Source organism: Oceanobacillus sp. FSL K6-0127 (assembly GCF_037983385.1).
GTDB classification, from domain to species: domain Bacteria; phylum Bacillota; class Bacilli; order Bacillales; family Amphibacillaceae; genus Oceanobacillus; species Oceanobacillus profundus.
Map to the genome: position 1 here is coordinate 1,894,869 of NZ_CP150287.1, position 13,314 is coordinate 1,908,182.

The window sequence follows — 13,314 nt, forward strand, 5'->3', positions numbered from 1 at the left end:
TTGGGAATTGAAAATGAAACGGAAAAGGAGGTCACTACCATGGAAAAGGTAATTATCATAAACCGAATGAATTTTATATGTACTGTGACCTTCATGAAGGATGCGAATGATTCTTAGCTATTTAAGTATCGGATGAATCATTGAATGGTCACAGATGTCTGTGACCATTTGTATTATAAAGGGGTATTTCTTGTTAGGTGGAAAGTAAACATTTTCTGTCTGAATAAGGCTAACGAAGACACTTACTATACTCTAGTGAGACCTCTCGTTTTCTAACCTATTTATGTGCACACGTCATAGGCGTGTGCTATTTTTGTGTCTTAATGAAGGGAAAAAAACAAGTAGATTAGAAGGTGAAAAAATGTTTCAGGTATTCAAGAAATTGGATTGGTTTTTTAAGTATTACTGGAAGCGATATGTAATAGCAATTATCTTTTTAATTATTGCAAGTGCGATTGGACTTATCCCCCCGAAGCTTGTCGGGTTAACGATCGATCAAATCCAATTTGGTTCATTAACAATGCATTTATTAGTTGCACTTATTTTAGGATATCTCGTTCTTACTATTATCCATTACGCAATATCCTATTTATGGGATTATACGTTATTTGGCGGAGCTGTAATTCTAGAACGCTGGATGCGAAGTCGATTAATTTCACATTTTCTTAGCATGACGCCAACTTTTTATGGAAAGCATCGAACTGGTGATTTAATGGCAAGATCTACAAATGATCTGAAAGCAATTAGTCAGACTGCAGGATTCGGAGTGCTGACACTTGTGGATTCAAGTATTTTTATGTTAATGATTATTGCAGTTATGGGCTTTACAATTAGCTGGCAGCTAACATTAGCAGCATTGTTGCCGCTTCCAATTATGGCGATTGTCATGAATAAATATGGTTCAGCCATTCACGCGCGTTTTACAGAAGCACAAGCAGCTTTTGGAGAAATGAACAATGAAGTACTGGAATCAATTCGAGGAGTGCGTGTTATTCGGGCATTTGTTCAGGAAAAACAAGATGCAGATCGATTTGAAACCAGAACAAATCATGTATACGAGAAAAACATTGAAGTTGCAAAAATTGATGCATTATTCGAGCCAACGATGAAAATTTTAGTTGGGCTATCTTATACAATTGGAATTGGTTATGGTGCATTTCTTGTATTTGAAAGTATCATAACGCTTGGTGACCTTGTTACATTTAATGTGTATTTAGGCATGCTGATTTGGCCAATGTTTGCTGTTGGAGAATTAATTAACATTTTACAACGCGGTAATGCATCTTTGGACCGTGTAAACGCAACTCTATCCTACGAAGCAGATGTTAAGGAAACGACCGAACCCAAATCTGTTTCCGGTGTTCATTCCATCGATTTCCACAATGTATCTTTCTCCTATCCATCCGTTGAAAGAAAGCAATTGAGTGAAATACTTTTACAGGTGAAAAGTGGTCAAACAATTGGTGTTGTGGGGAAAACTGGAGCTGGAAAAACAACATTGTTTAAGCTTTTACTTCGGCAATATCCTGGAGTAGAAGGAGAGATTAAGGTTTCCGATATCGATTTAAATGCTATTCGTTTGGAGCAAATTAGAGACTGGATTGGTTATGTTCCACAGGATCAAATGATGTTTTCCAAATCAATTCGGGAAAATATTCAGTTTGGTAAAGCCGATGCAACCGATGAGGAAATTTTTCGTGTGATGGAGCTAGCGCATTTTCTCGATGATATAAAGCAGCTTCCGAATGGGCTGGACACCCAGGTCGGAGAAAGCGGGATTACTTTATCTGGTGGTCAGAAGCAACGTGTTGCGCTGGCGCGGGCTTTTATTAAGGACCCAGAGATTTTAATTCTAGATGATTCAATGTCTGCGGTAGATGGTAAGACAGAAGCGAAAATTCTTGCCCATTTAAGAACAGAAAGGCAGCATAAAACAACCTTCATAGCAGCCCATCGTCTATCTGCAGTGACACATGCAGATCACATTATCGTGTTAGAGGATGGAAGAATAGCCGAAGAAGGAACACATGAACAATTAATGCAGTTGGATGGTTGGTATAAAAAGCAGTACCAACAGCAACAGTTGGAGGATGGGGAGGTGGCGATGTAATGAAAAAGCCATCAACAGAAAAGCGATTATTTCACTATGCTTTACACTATAAAAAAAGAATTATCATTGGTTTGTTCTGCTTAATGATAGCTGTTGCGATGGAATTGGCTGGACCGTTCATTGCGAAAATAGTTATTGATGACCATATACTTGGTGTTGAAGGCTATTGGCAGGAAGTTGCGGAAAATGATGATCGCTATACGGTGGATTATGATGGCGGGTCTTTCAAGCGGGTAGACCGCTTAACTGCTTCTGATGAGACAATAGGCGAGGCTGTTACATTGCTTCAAATAGGCACAGCATATCATTTTATTCATGATAGGGCGCCATTAGATGGGAAACGAGATGCGAATGCGAATGATAATCAAATTAGCATTACAACAGCAGAAGGGACGTTTCATTATGGAGGGGAGCGTCTCGCCTTAACAGAAGCTTATCCTTTCTTTAAACCGGAACAACGGCCAATTTTACTACTGCTTGGACTATATATAGGATTGCTTGTCATTGCTGGGATATTTCAATTTTATAAAACATTTCTTCTGCAAAAAGCTGCAAATCAAATTGTTAAAAAAATGCGAACGGATTTATTTGCGCATACACAGCGAATTCCAATTGATTATTTTGTCGATCAGCCTGCAGGAACAATTGTTGCCAGAATTACAAACGATACGGAAGCAATTCGTGATTTATATGAAAGGGTATTAGCGATTATCGTGACAAGTGCGGTATACATGGGAGGGATTTTTATTGCCCTATTTATTCTAGATGCTAAGCTTGCGATGATGTGTCTGCTCATTCTCCCGTTGCTATATGGTTGGATGAAAGCTTATAAATACTTTGGAACAAAATACAATAAGGTTATCCGGAAAACGATCAGCCAAATAAATGGAAATATTAGTGAAGCTATTCAAGGAATGCCGGTAATTCAAGCGTTTAATCGTGAAAAGAAGACAAAAGAGGAATTTGAGGTATTGAATGAACGCAATTATACGTATCAGAAAAAGCTGATTAAATTGAGTGCGTTGACATCATATAATCTTGTAACGGTTATTCGAAATTTGACTTTTGTTGGTTTTATTTGGTACTTCGGCTCTTCTTCGCTTGAACTGACAAGTGTTATATCCATCGGTATGCTTTATGCATTCGTCGATTATATTACAAGATTATTTGAACCAGTTACAGATATTGTGAACCAGCTGCCGCTCTTAGAACAAGCACGTGTTGCTGGTGCGCGTGTATTTGAATTATTGGATCATGATGGAGAAGCTGTAGAGAATAAGCAAATTGAAAAATATCGCGGGAAGATTGTCTTTGATCATGTTTCATTTGCCTATAACGAAAAAGATTATGTTCTAAATGATATCTCATTTGAAATTAACGAAGGTCAGACAGCAGCATTTGTCGGTCATACTGGATCAGGTAAAAGCTCGATTATGAATTTATTATTTCGATTCTATGATGCGCAAAAAGGTTCAATCAGGATTGATGGATACAATACGAGAGATTGGGCGAGGCAGCAAGTAAGAAGTCATATGGGAATCGTTTTACAGGATCCATTTTTATTCTCGGGTACGATTATTTCGAATGTAACGATGAATGATCCGAAAATCAGCAGAGAAGCTGCAATAAGCGCTTTACATGCTGTCGGAGCAAACCGGTTTATTGATAAATTACCGAACACTTATGATGAGGTTGTTACAGAAGGAGGCACCACATTCTCACTAGGAGAACGTCAGCTTATATCTTTTGCACGTGCACTCGCCTTTGATCCGGCTATTTTAATTTTAGATGAGGCAACCGCAAATATTGATACGGAGACAGAGAATATTATTCAGGAAGCATTAAAAGTGTTGAAGGAAGGAAGAACAACACTTGTTATTGCACACCGTTTATCAACAATCCAACAAGCTGATATTATTTTTGTTCTCGACCATGGAACTATCAAAGAACAAGGAAATCATGATAAACTAATTGAACAGCAAGGTTTATATTATCAGATGTACCAAATGCAGCAAGGAAAGGTTAAAGCTGCTGTGTAAATTTGCGTTTGGATGTTCTAGTCCAGCTCCAGCGCTTAAGTGATAGCGAGATTTCCCTCACCTCATGAGACGATAAAGAAGACTTGCGACTGCAAGACATGAGGCTTAGTCGTATTTATACCCTTGTGGTGAAATCGGGAATCGACTCTAGGTAAAGGATGGCCAACTAAACCTTAGTTAAAGCCTACGTTGGCCTCTCCCCTTTACATGGCATGTTTCCTTTTAGATGAACTTGACTTTGCGCCCGTGAGAGCAAAAGTCTTAGATCATCTTATACTTTGGAGTGATCTCCTACGTAAAAATGTTCGATACCTCGAACCACCCTTAAAGTACGGGGCGCAGTCCGTACGTCGCTAAAACGGGCGCTTTTGTTTTCAATTATGTTTCACGCGAGGTGGCTTATGGATCATAAACAAGATAAAAAAGATGATCAACTTGATGGGGACTTATTTGAAGAGTTTGATGACGAGGAATTATATGAGCTTGTACAGGAAGAGCGTAGAAAGGCTTTAGAGCGAGCTCGTCGTTCTGAGGAAGAAAAAGCTCCAAAGCGTTCCTTTCCGAAATGGGCGTTTTGGCTGATCGCCTTCGCTTTAGTATTTAATCTCTTCGCCCTAATACCGCAAACCTTTTCGATACCTGCATTTGATTTTCTCGTTACATCTGCTAAGCTGTCAGCTGAAGAAGATATCCGAACGTTTAAAGAAGCTGTTGTCGTTGTAGAGACAGATAACAGCAAGGGAACCGGATTTTCTATTTCTGCAAATGGCACTATTTTAACGAACCATCATGTTGTTGAAGGAGAAGAGCAAGTGACTGTTGCATTCCCTGAGGATGGTTTATTTACTGCAGAAGTTACCGAACAATTTCCAGAAATTGATTTAGCCGTTCTTGAAGTGAATGAAACAGGACTGCCATCCTTATCATTAGCCCAAGATCCAAATATTCAAGAAAATGAACCCATTCGATTCATTGGTAATCCTTTGCGATTTAATGGAATTGCAAATGAGGGAACAATTATTGGCGATACCCAATTATCCGATTGGAATGAACGTGTATTTATGCTGGATGCTCCAGTCTATCGAGGAAATAGTGGGAGCCCTGTTATTAATCAGAACGGTGAGGTAATTGGTGTTATATTTGCAACGCTTGAACATGAGAACCACGGTAAAGTTGGACTGTTTATATCGATTGACTACTTTCACGAGTATGCCCAGGAATAAGTATTCCTGGGTTTTATTGTTTTTAAGAAGGGTATGTACCTTATAAAACCTTTTGGGGGGTAGACAAAATGATGCGCTTAACATCTCAATTAAAGCAATTTAATATTCACGCAACAGACGGTGAACTTGGAAAAATTAAAGACTTTTATTTCGATGATCGTAATTGGGAAATACGCTATGCAATTGTGGATACAAGGAAATGGCTTCCAGGTAGAAAAGTCCTCTTGTCACCGAATTCCTTTATAGAGGTAGATGAGACGAATGAAAGTGTCAATGTAGAATTCGATAAGCTGATGATCCGAAATAGTCCTCCTGTTCCAGAAAATGAGGATTTAACGAAGGATAAAGAAAATCACTTAATTGATTATTTTGGATGGAACAGTTATACGGATAATGCATTACCTCACGCAGAACGTGGACTGCTTGGTACATTTCCAATTATTGGATTAGAGAATGAACGGCCACCGGAAGAGCCGCATTTAAATCGAAATGGACGATATCATGAGCATGATAATTATTTGCGTAGTGAGGAAGAAACGAACGATTTTAAGGTACACGCGAAAGACGGTAAGATTGGCCGAATTGTAGATATGATCTATGATACGTCTCAATGGATAATCGAGTATATCGTTGTTCGGAGCAGTAAAAGTATTGTTGAAAATGAATTTTATATTTTTCACACTAGACAAATAAACACGGTGGATTGGTTTGAAAAAGATTTATATATCAATGATTCTCTTGAAGGTATTTTAAATAACAAGCCATTTCAGCAAAAAGAGGAGATTTTGGTAAGTTTTGAGTAATTTAGTGTCGTAACGGTAGAAATAGATTCCTTTTAAAGAGCACCTCCTAAGCTAGTAATATGCAGGTGTTCTTTTGTCCTGCTTTTATGAATGTATAATATGTTAGAATAGTTGGAGAAGTAAAATTTTTGCGTTTAATGTATTTAGTTACTGTTTTTTAAAGGAACTGTAATGGAATTGAGATAGCAACCTAATCGGCATTACGTTAACATGGATTAGACTAAAATAATTAGCATTATTTGTCGAAATATATAAAGAAACAAATTGAAAAATACAGATATCGATAATATATGTTTAGAATGATCGTTGTTTTGAAGTTGAATTTTTACCAGACTTTTTGAAATGATTGCTTATAAAATAAAAATAAAAATGAAAATGGTGGGGACATCATATGATACATATACATTGCACTAACGTTTTTAATTCAAATGGACAATTAGACAGCTACACCCAAAAAGGGTATTTAACATACGTATTTTATAATGGACGGAGGTGCTTTTAAATGATGGCAAGTACTTCGGTCCAAGAGCAACCCCTTGAAGAATTAGTAGCATCGATTCAACAAGGAGATACAGCAACACAAAATTATTTATTGCGTACGTATCAACCATTTATTGCAAAATGTGTTTCAGAAGTATGCAAACGATACATAGATCCAAAAAGAGATGATGAATTTAGTATAGGGCTTTCTGCGTTTAATGAAGCTATCTTTTCCTATTCTGCAGATAGAGGATGTTCATTTTTATCCTTTGCAAAGCTTGTTATAAAACGGAAGGTAATTGACTACATTCGGTTTAATCAAAAAAGACTCTCATCCATTTCATTTGATGAGAATTTTGATGAGGAACTGATGGAGAATCCGCTTGAGGTTGCCGTTGTAAAGGATAGGTATAATCAGGAATTAGATGCAGTTTATCGTAAGGAAGAAATTATGGAATTTAAGGAAAAGTTGCGTGAATATAAGTTGACATTGGTTGAACTGTCAGAGGCCTCTCCAAAACATAGAGATGCACGTGATTCTGCAGTCAAAACTGCAAGAATTCTTTATCACGATAAGCATTTAAGTGAATACGTATATCGAAAAAAGAAACTTCCGATTAAGGAGCTTGTAAAAAAAGTGGATGTCAGCAAAAAGACGTTGGAGCGAAATCGGAAATTTATTTTAGCAATATTCATTGTGTTAAGTGGAGACTACATCTATCTTAAGGATTATCTTAAGGGAGTGGGGCAATGAAAAAAGGAATTGTGATGGAACTCCATCGCAACTATACGATTATTATGACCAAAGAGGGTTTCTTTTTAAAAGCGAAGCCATGTAAAAAAGGTGTAATAATCGGAGAGGAGGTCGCCTACGAACCGCTAGATCTCGATAAGCGGCATATTTCCATTTTACAATCTTGGAAGATGTTGAATACACCGTTTAAAACTTTTTTCATGACATGTGTCATATTGTTGTTTTTTCTACCTTTCTATATGTTTTCGGGTGAGCGCGAATCTTATGCGTACGTGACATTGGATATAAATCCTAGTATTGAAATGGAAGTAAATGAGAAATTTAATGTGCAATCAATCCGAGCTTTAAATGACGAGGCTTCATTAATTGTGGAACAATTACCAAATTATCAAGATGAATTGCTGGAAGAGGTAATTGGCCGTATTTTAGATATCAGTGAGCAAACAGGATTAGTAAACGATGAAAAAAATATGATCGTCGGCTTTAGCTTTGCTGATGGGGTACCTGATCAAAACATCTTTATCCCTCTGGAATTGGAGGATTTTTTTCAAAGTATATCTGGATGGGAAATAGCCACATTGCTAATCCCGCAAAAAATTAGAGACCAAGCAAAGGAAGAATCTACTTCGATGAATGAAGTAATGGCATTAAAACTTTTAGAGAAAGATGCTTCAGCGAATGATTTAACATCGATTTCTTCCGATGATAGGGCAATTATTAATACTTTTTTTAACGAGGAAGATATAGATGATAAAAATTCGTCGCATCTGGATGATGAAAAAAGATTTAGTAGCCTGATGAATTAAGATAATGGAAAAGCACAACAAGTGCTTTTCCATTTTTTATACTTCCATCATGACTGGTGGGGTATATTTCATCGCATGGTCTATATAATAAAGCAGTGTATCATGCGTGTTTATTACTTTAGACTGATCCAGTGAATAGTGATAAGCATTTAAAAATTGTTCAATTTTTTTGGAAAGCATATCATCCTTTGTTCGAACCATTAGTACGAGTAGATCATCCCATTGGCCCCACAATGTATAATATAAAGCTTTGTCATAGTCTGGAATCAACTTTTCCCCCTCCTTTATTGAAGACACATTTGTTTAAAGGGTTACTAATTAGACTGCCCGCTTTTTATATATAATGCGTGTGATTTATTTGGTGTGAATGCCATTTAAAGGATGTAGATATTTAAGCATAGGAATGCTCCTCCGTTACATACTAAAAGCAAATCCATAAGGAGGGATTTAGGATGAAATGGAAAGTTTTAAGTATCGCTGCTGCGACTTTTTTAACTTTGACAGCTTGCCAAGCTACAGATAATAACGCTCGAGACAATGCGACTGGACCTAATGACAATATTGAACAAACCCGATTTTACAACAATGCTGGAGAGGGAATGACGAATGTTCGGAACTATACACTAGATCGAAATTCGGAGCAATTCCAAAATCGAGACAACGGGAACAATCGAGCAAATGAGCACAACCAATATGATATATCAGAAGAGGCTGCAGAGCGAATTACGAACGAAGTTAATGATATTGATCGAGCGTATGTATTAACTACAGATAATAATGCATATGTAGCTGCAATACTAGACACGGACAATCGTAATGCAAATCGCGGAACACGTGATAATGGTGGCGAACTTACAGATGAAGTAAAGGAAAAAATTGGAGATATTGTGAAGTCTGTGGATAACGGAATTGATAATGTGTATGTATCCACGAATCCTGATTTTATTGATTTAACGAATAACTATGTTGATGATGTTAATAATGGTGAACCGGTCGAAGGATTTTTCGATCAGATGGGGAATATGGTTGAACGACTTTTCCCACAAAATAGACGATAGTCATAAAGAGTGTTCCTGAAAGGAGCGCTCTTTTTCTTATGGATAAAGATATATCCGAATTGTGAAATAAAAAACTTTGTCATGAGTTGGAACCTGTGGTATAGTACATACATATAATCCTTAGTAATCTTAGTTAGTTACTTTGATTTAATAAACTTCGGAGTTGATCATATATGGGGAGAGAGTTTATTGAGCTATTTGAAGAGTGGGCGGAGGATTATGATAACAGTGTAGTGGGAGAAGACCCACAATATGCAGAGGTTTTTGCTAATTATGATGTAATCCTTGATGCAGTAGTGGATCATAGTGTTGGCAGGGTATTGGAATTTGGTGTTGGAACAGGTAATTTATCCAAGAAGTTGCTGCAAGCAGGGCATTCTGTAATAGGAATTGAACCTTCAAAAGAAATGAGAAACATTGCAAAAAGGAAAATTCCAGGTTTGACGATTCTGGATGGTGATTTCTTAATCTACCCGGCCCCCACTGGAAAGATTGAAACGATTACAAGTACGTATGCGTTCCATCATCTAACAGATGATGAAAAGGCGATTGCGATTAAACAATTTGCAGAGTTATTGCCACTGAATGGCAAGGTTGTTTTTGGGGATACGATGTTTAAAACGGAAGCCGATAAAAGGATGCAAATAAAAGAGGCAGTGGAAAAAGGGCATCATGATCTAGCAGAAGACTTGAATCGTGAATACTATCCCACATTGGATACAATGAAGAATGCTTTTGAAAAGCATGGATTTGATGTATCATTTAAGCAAATGAATGATTTTGTTTGGGTATTGACTGCAAACAAAAAATAAAAAAGTGGGGAGTAATGAAATAATGACTAAAAAAATGAATGTAGAAAGTTTTAATCTTGATCACACAAAAGTAAAGGCGCCATATGTAAGATTAGTTGGTGTAACAGAAGGTGCAAATGGAGATAAAGTACAAAAATATGATATCCGTTTTAAGCAACCAAATAAAGAACATATGGAAATGCCAGGACTTCATTCGTTAGAGCATTTGATGGCTGAGAATATCCGAAATCATGCAGATAATGTTCTTGATATCGGGCCAATGGGATGCCAAACTGGTTTTTATTTATCGTTAATCAATCATGATAACTATGATGATGTCTTAACAATGCTTGAAAAAACGCTGACAGATGTGCTCGACGCAACTGAAGTTCCTGCGTGTAATGAAGTGCAATGCGGCTGGGCAGCAAGCCATAGCTTGGAAGGTGCAAAGGAAATCGCTAAGGAAATGTTAAGCAAGCGTCACGGGTGGCATGAAGTTTTTTAATAACCTCTAAAATGTAATGTGAGGCGAAACGAAATGGCTCTTTATAATTCAATACATGAACTGATTGGGGATACCCCGTTATTAGAGATTAGAAATTTTAATCTGCCTGAAGCAGTACGTTTATTTGCAAAGCTTGAATTTTTTAACCCGGGTGGTAGTGTGAAGGATCGATTAGGTGTTGCCTTGATTGAGGATGCCATAAAACGTGGGGTATTACGAGAAGGCGGTACAATTATTGAGCCTACTGCAGGTAATACTGGTATTGGACTTGCAATTGCAGCCCTAAATAAAAAATTGTCTGTCATATTTTGTGTTCCAGAACATTTTAGCAAGGAAAAACAGCAGCTGATGCAAGCATTAGGAGCGGAAATTATTCATACACCGCGTGAACTGGGAATGAAGGGTGCTATTGAAAAGACCGAACAATTACTAAAAGAAATTCCAAATAGCTTCTCACCAAAACAGTTCTCAAATCCAGCTAATCCAATGACGTATTATCAGACACTTGCTCCAGAACTCTGGAGGGAGCTTGATGGGAAAGTGGATGTATTTGTTGCTGGTGCTGGGTCTGGTGGAACATTTACAGGTATAGCATCATTTCTAAGGGAAAAAAATCCTGCCGTTAAAACGGTAATTGTTGAGCCAGAGGGTTCTATTATCAATGGCGGCAAATCAGGCCCACATTTGACGGAAGGGATTGGGATGGAATTCCTTCCAGATTATATGAATCGCGAACATTTTGATGATATTTACACGATTACAGATAAGGATGCTTTTATGATGGTGAAGATGCTTGCGGCAAAAGAAGGATTGCTCGTTGGAAGTTCTTCGGGTTCTGCGATGGCTGCAGCCCTAAATGAGGCAAAACATGCCAAACCAGGAACTACAATTGTTACAATCTTTCCAGATTCGAGTGACCGTTATCTAAGTAAGCAAATATATGAACAATTTTAGAAATTAAGGGGGAATAATCATGCGTGCAAAAACGAAAATGATTCATGGCGGTATAACGGGAGATGAACAAACAGGAGCTGTTTCTGTGCCGGTTTATCAAGTAAGTACGTATAAGCAGGATGAAGTAGGTAAGCATCGTGGATATGAATATTCAAGAACAGGCAATCCTACTCGTCATGCACTGGAGACAGTCATTGCCGACCTTGAGAATGGTAAGGCAGGCTTTGCTTTTGGTTCAGGAATGGGTGCCATGACATCTGTTATGATGTTATTTAACGCTGGAGATCATGTTGTATTAACCGATGATGTCTATGGTGGCTCTTATCGTTTGATGTCAAAAGTGCTTAATCGTTTTGATTTAGAGCATACGTTTACCAATACAAGCTCTTCAGATGAAGTGGAGGCTGCTATACAAGAGAATACAAAGGCAATATTTGTAGAAACACCTACAAACCCATTGTTAAAAATTACGGATATTCGAAAGATGGCTGAGATTGCCAGAAAGCATGATATTCTTTTAATTGTGGACAATACATTTGCAACACCATATTGGCAGCAGCCATTAGATTTAGGAGCAGATATTGTACTTCACAGTGCAACGAAATATATTGGAGGACACAGTGATGTAGTAGCTGGATTAGTGGTTGTAAATACAGAGGAACTTGCAGAAAAGCTTCATTTCATCCAAAATTCAGTTGGTGCGGTACTTGGACCACAGGATTCCTGGCTTATTATGCGGGGGATTAAGACGTTGGCTATTCGTATGGAAGCAATTGAGGCAAATACGAAGAAAATCGTTTCGTTCCTGGAAAAACACGAGAGTGTCTCCACTATTTATTATCCTGGACGCGAGACTCATTCAGGACATGAAATTGCGAAGCAGCAGACAACTGGGTTTGGCGGCATGGTGTCCTTTGATGTTGGAAGTGCTGAAAAAGCAGATGAAGTACTTGGTAAGGTAAACTATTTTACATTAGCCGAAAGTCTTGGAGCTGTTGAGAGCTTAATTTCTGTTCCGGCTAAAATGACACACGCTTCAATTCCAGCTGAGCGTAGACAAGAGCTTGGGATCACCAATGGGTTAATTCGTATATCGGTTGGAATTGAGGATGCTGATGACTTGATTGATGATTTAAAAATAGCACTAAGCAATAAACAGGAACAACTCATTTAAATGTGGTTCCGTTTTGAGTTGTATTGACAAAAAATACAACTCAAATCACATTAGATTGACTAATAAATTAACAAACAAAACCGTCTAGTTCAGACGGTTTTTATTATTAAAATAACGAGGACATTATTGAATTTTTTAAAAGATTATTAATATATGGTAAGATAATTTTGTGAAATGTTGTTCTTAATGTAACTGGCAGTTTAGCGCAAAAAAAGTGGGGATAAATTGAAAAGTGATAAAACAACTAAAGCTTTAAGAGTTGGGACTAACACCTTGCTTATCTTTTTAATTATAGGTGCAATAACAATGTTTTTCGATGACGATTATAGAAATGACCATTTGGGTTGGATAATTTTGATAGCTTTTTGGATGTTTAGCAGTTTATATGGCTTGGTTATATGTATAAAAGAAGGTATGAAGAAGTTAGCAATCGTTAATTTATTATTAGTAGCTGCTGCTTTTTATTTTTTACTGACCCGCAGTATGGAATATTTCAATTAAATGGCACGATTGTTTAATAAGTTTCATTTAATGCCATTTAATGCTTCTTCAAATGATGGTGCTATAACTGAATAAATATGTGCTGGAATCGGGTTATGTAGAAGTAACTAAGAAGA

13 protein-coding genes are annotated in these 13,314 nt (G+C 37.4%); 12 read left to right on the forward strand and 1 reads right to left on the reverse strand.

The annotated features are described in order from the left end of the window. Positions 1-361 precede the first annotated feature (361 nt). From MHH64_RS09520 to MHH64_RS09545, 6 genes are all read left to right on the forward strand, one after another. Complete coding sequence (locus MHH64_RS09520; protein ID WP_340003143.1) at positions 362-2,110, forward strand: ABC transporter transmembrane domain-containing protein; 1,749 nt, start codon at positions 362-364, stop codon at positions 2,108-2,110. Beyond that, entirely contained in the window at positions 2,110-4,149 is a 2,040-nt protein-coding gene (locus tag MHH64_RS09525) for an ABC transporter ATP-binding protein (RefSeq protein ID WP_118888685.1), read from the forward strand. The genes MHH64_RS09520 and MHH64_RS09525 overlap by 1 nt, the downstream gene beginning before the upstream one ends. Before the next feature lie 401 nt (positions 4,150-4,550). Further along, entirely contained in the window at positions 4,551-5,372 is an 822-nt protein-coding gene (locus tag MHH64_RS09530; RefSeq protein ID WP_118888686.1) for a serine protease, read from the forward strand. A gap of 68 nt (positions 5,373-5,440) precedes the next feature. Beyond that, complete coding sequence (locus MHH64_RS09535; protein ID WP_118888687.1) at positions 5,441-6,175, forward strand: PRC-barrel domain-containing protein; 735 nt, start codon at positions 5,441-5,443, stop codon at positions 6,173-6,175. 502 nt (positions 6,176-6,677) lie between these two features. Next, positions 6,678-7,409: an RNA polymerase sigma factor SigI gene (gene sigI, locus MHH64_RS09540; protein WP_095309754.1), complete on the forward strand. Its 732-nt coding sequence runs from the start codon at positions 6,678-6,680 to the stop codon at positions 7,407-7,409. Further along, positions 7,406-8,215: an anti-sigma factor domain-containing protein gene (locus tag MHH64_RS09545; protein WP_118888688.1), complete on the forward strand. Its 810-nt coding sequence runs from the start codon at positions 7,406-7,408 to the stop codon at positions 8,213-8,215. Before sigI ends, MHH64_RS09545 begins: the two co-directional genes overlap by 4 nt. Positions 8,216-8,251: 36 nt before the next feature. On the opposite strand, the gene MHH64_RS09550 is transcribed toward MHH64_RS09545, so the two are convergent. Continuing rightward, the gene (locus tag MHH64_RS09550; protein ID WP_095309750.1) at positions 8,252-8,485 is read right to left on the reverse strand and encodes a YhdB family protein; all 234 of its coding nucleotides are present in this window, start codon (positions 8,483-8,485) and stop codon (positions 8,252-8,254) included. Between the two features lie 182 nt (positions 8,486-8,667). On the opposite strand from MHH64_RS09550, the gene MHH64_RS09555 reads away from it, so the two are divergent. The 6 genes from MHH64_RS09555 (at position 8,668) to MHH64_RS09580 (ending at position 13,198) form a co-directional block, all read left to right on the forward strand. Further along, a complete protein-coding gene (locus MHH64_RS09555; RefSeq protein ID WP_095309748.1) occupies positions 8,668-9,273 on the forward strand; it encodes a YhcN/YlaJ family sporulation lipoprotein in 606 nt (201 codons plus the stop codon). 173 nt (positions 9,274-9,446) lie between these two features. Continuing rightward, on the forward strand, positions 9,447-10,085 hold the full coding sequence (locus MHH64_RS09560; RefSeq protein WP_340003144.1) for a class I SAM-dependent methyltransferase: 639 nt from the start codon (positions 9,447-9,449) through the stop codon (positions 10,083-10,085). Between the two features lie 22 nt (positions 10,086-10,107). After that, positions 10,108-10,569 (forward strand): S-ribosylhomocysteine lyase, encoded by a 462-nt coding sequence (locus MHH64_RS09565; protein WP_303448511.1) that lies wholly within the window; start codon positions 10,108-10,110, stop codon positions 10,567-10,569. Between the two features lie 33 nt (positions 10,570-10,602). Continuing rightward, positions 10,603-11,523 carry a cysteine synthase family protein gene (locus tag MHH64_RS09570; protein WP_340003145.1) on the forward strand — a complete coding sequence of 307 codons (921 nt, stop codon included), beginning with the start codon at positions 10,603-10,605 and terminating at the stop codon, positions 11,521-11,523. Positions 11,524-11,542: 19 nt separating this feature from the next. Continuing rightward, positions 11,543-12,697, forward strand: coding sequence for a bifunctional cystathionine gamma-lyase/homocysteine desulfhydrase (locus MHH64_RS09575; protein WP_340003146.1), 1,155 nt, complete (start codon positions 11,543-11,545; stop codon positions 12,695-12,697). 225 nt (positions 12,698-12,922) lie between these two features. Beyond that, positions 12,923-13,198 carry a hypothetical protein gene (locus MHH64_RS09580; RefSeq protein ID WP_340003147.1) on the forward strand — a complete coding sequence of 92 codons (276 nt, stop codon included), beginning with the start codon at positions 12,923-12,925 and terminating at the stop codon, positions 13,196-13,198. Positions 13,199-13,314 lie beyond the last annotated feature (116 nt).

What these genes read in the sequence shown, in the direction of transcription:
- MHH64_RS09570 (WP_340003145.1), top strand. Translation starts at nt 10,603, where the DNA reads ATGGCTCTTTATAATTCAATACATGAACTGATTGGGGATACCCCGTTA.
- MHH64_RS09530 (WP_118888686.1), top strand. Translation starts at nt 4,551, where the DNA reads ATGGATCATAAACAAGATAAAAAAGATGATCAACTTGATGGGGACTTA.
- MHH64_RS09525 (WP_118888685.1), top strand. Translation starts at nt 2,110, where the DNA reads ATGAAAAAGCCATCAACAGAAAAGCGATTATTTCACTATGCTTTACAC.
- MHH64_RS09560 (WP_340003144.1), top strand. Translation starts at nt 9,447, where the DNA reads ATGGGGAGAGAGTTTATTGAGCTATTTGAAGAGTGGGCGGAGGATTAT.
- MHH64_RS09565 (WP_303448511.1), top strand. Translation starts at nt 10,108, where the DNA reads ATGACTAAAAAAATGAATGTAGAAAGTTTTAATCTTGATCACACAAAA.
- sigI (WP_095309754.1), top strand. Translation starts at nt 6,678, where the DNA reads ATGATGGCAAGTACTTCGGTCCAAGAGCAACCCCTTGAAGAATTAGTA.
- MHH64_RS09555 (WP_095309748.1), top strand. Translation starts at nt 8,668, where the DNA reads ATGAAATGGAAAGTTTTAAGTATCGCTGCTGCGACTTTTTTAACTTTG.
- MHH64_RS09545 (WP_118888688.1), top strand. Translation starts at nt 7,406, where the DNA reads ATGAAAAAAGGAATTGTGATGGAACTCCATCGCAACTATACGATTATT.
- MHH64_RS09520 (WP_340003143.1), top strand. Translation starts at nt 362, where the DNA reads ATGTTTCAGGTATTCAAGAAATTGGATTGGTTTTTTAAGTATTACTGG.
- MHH64_RS09535 (WP_118888687.1), top strand. Translation starts at nt 5,441, where the DNA reads ATGATGCGCTTAACATCTCAATTAAAGCAATTTAATATTCACGCAACA.
- MHH64_RS09575 (WP_340003146.1), top strand. Translation starts at nt 11,543, where the DNA reads ATGCGTGCAAAAACGAAAATGATTCATGGCGGTATAACGGGAGATGAA.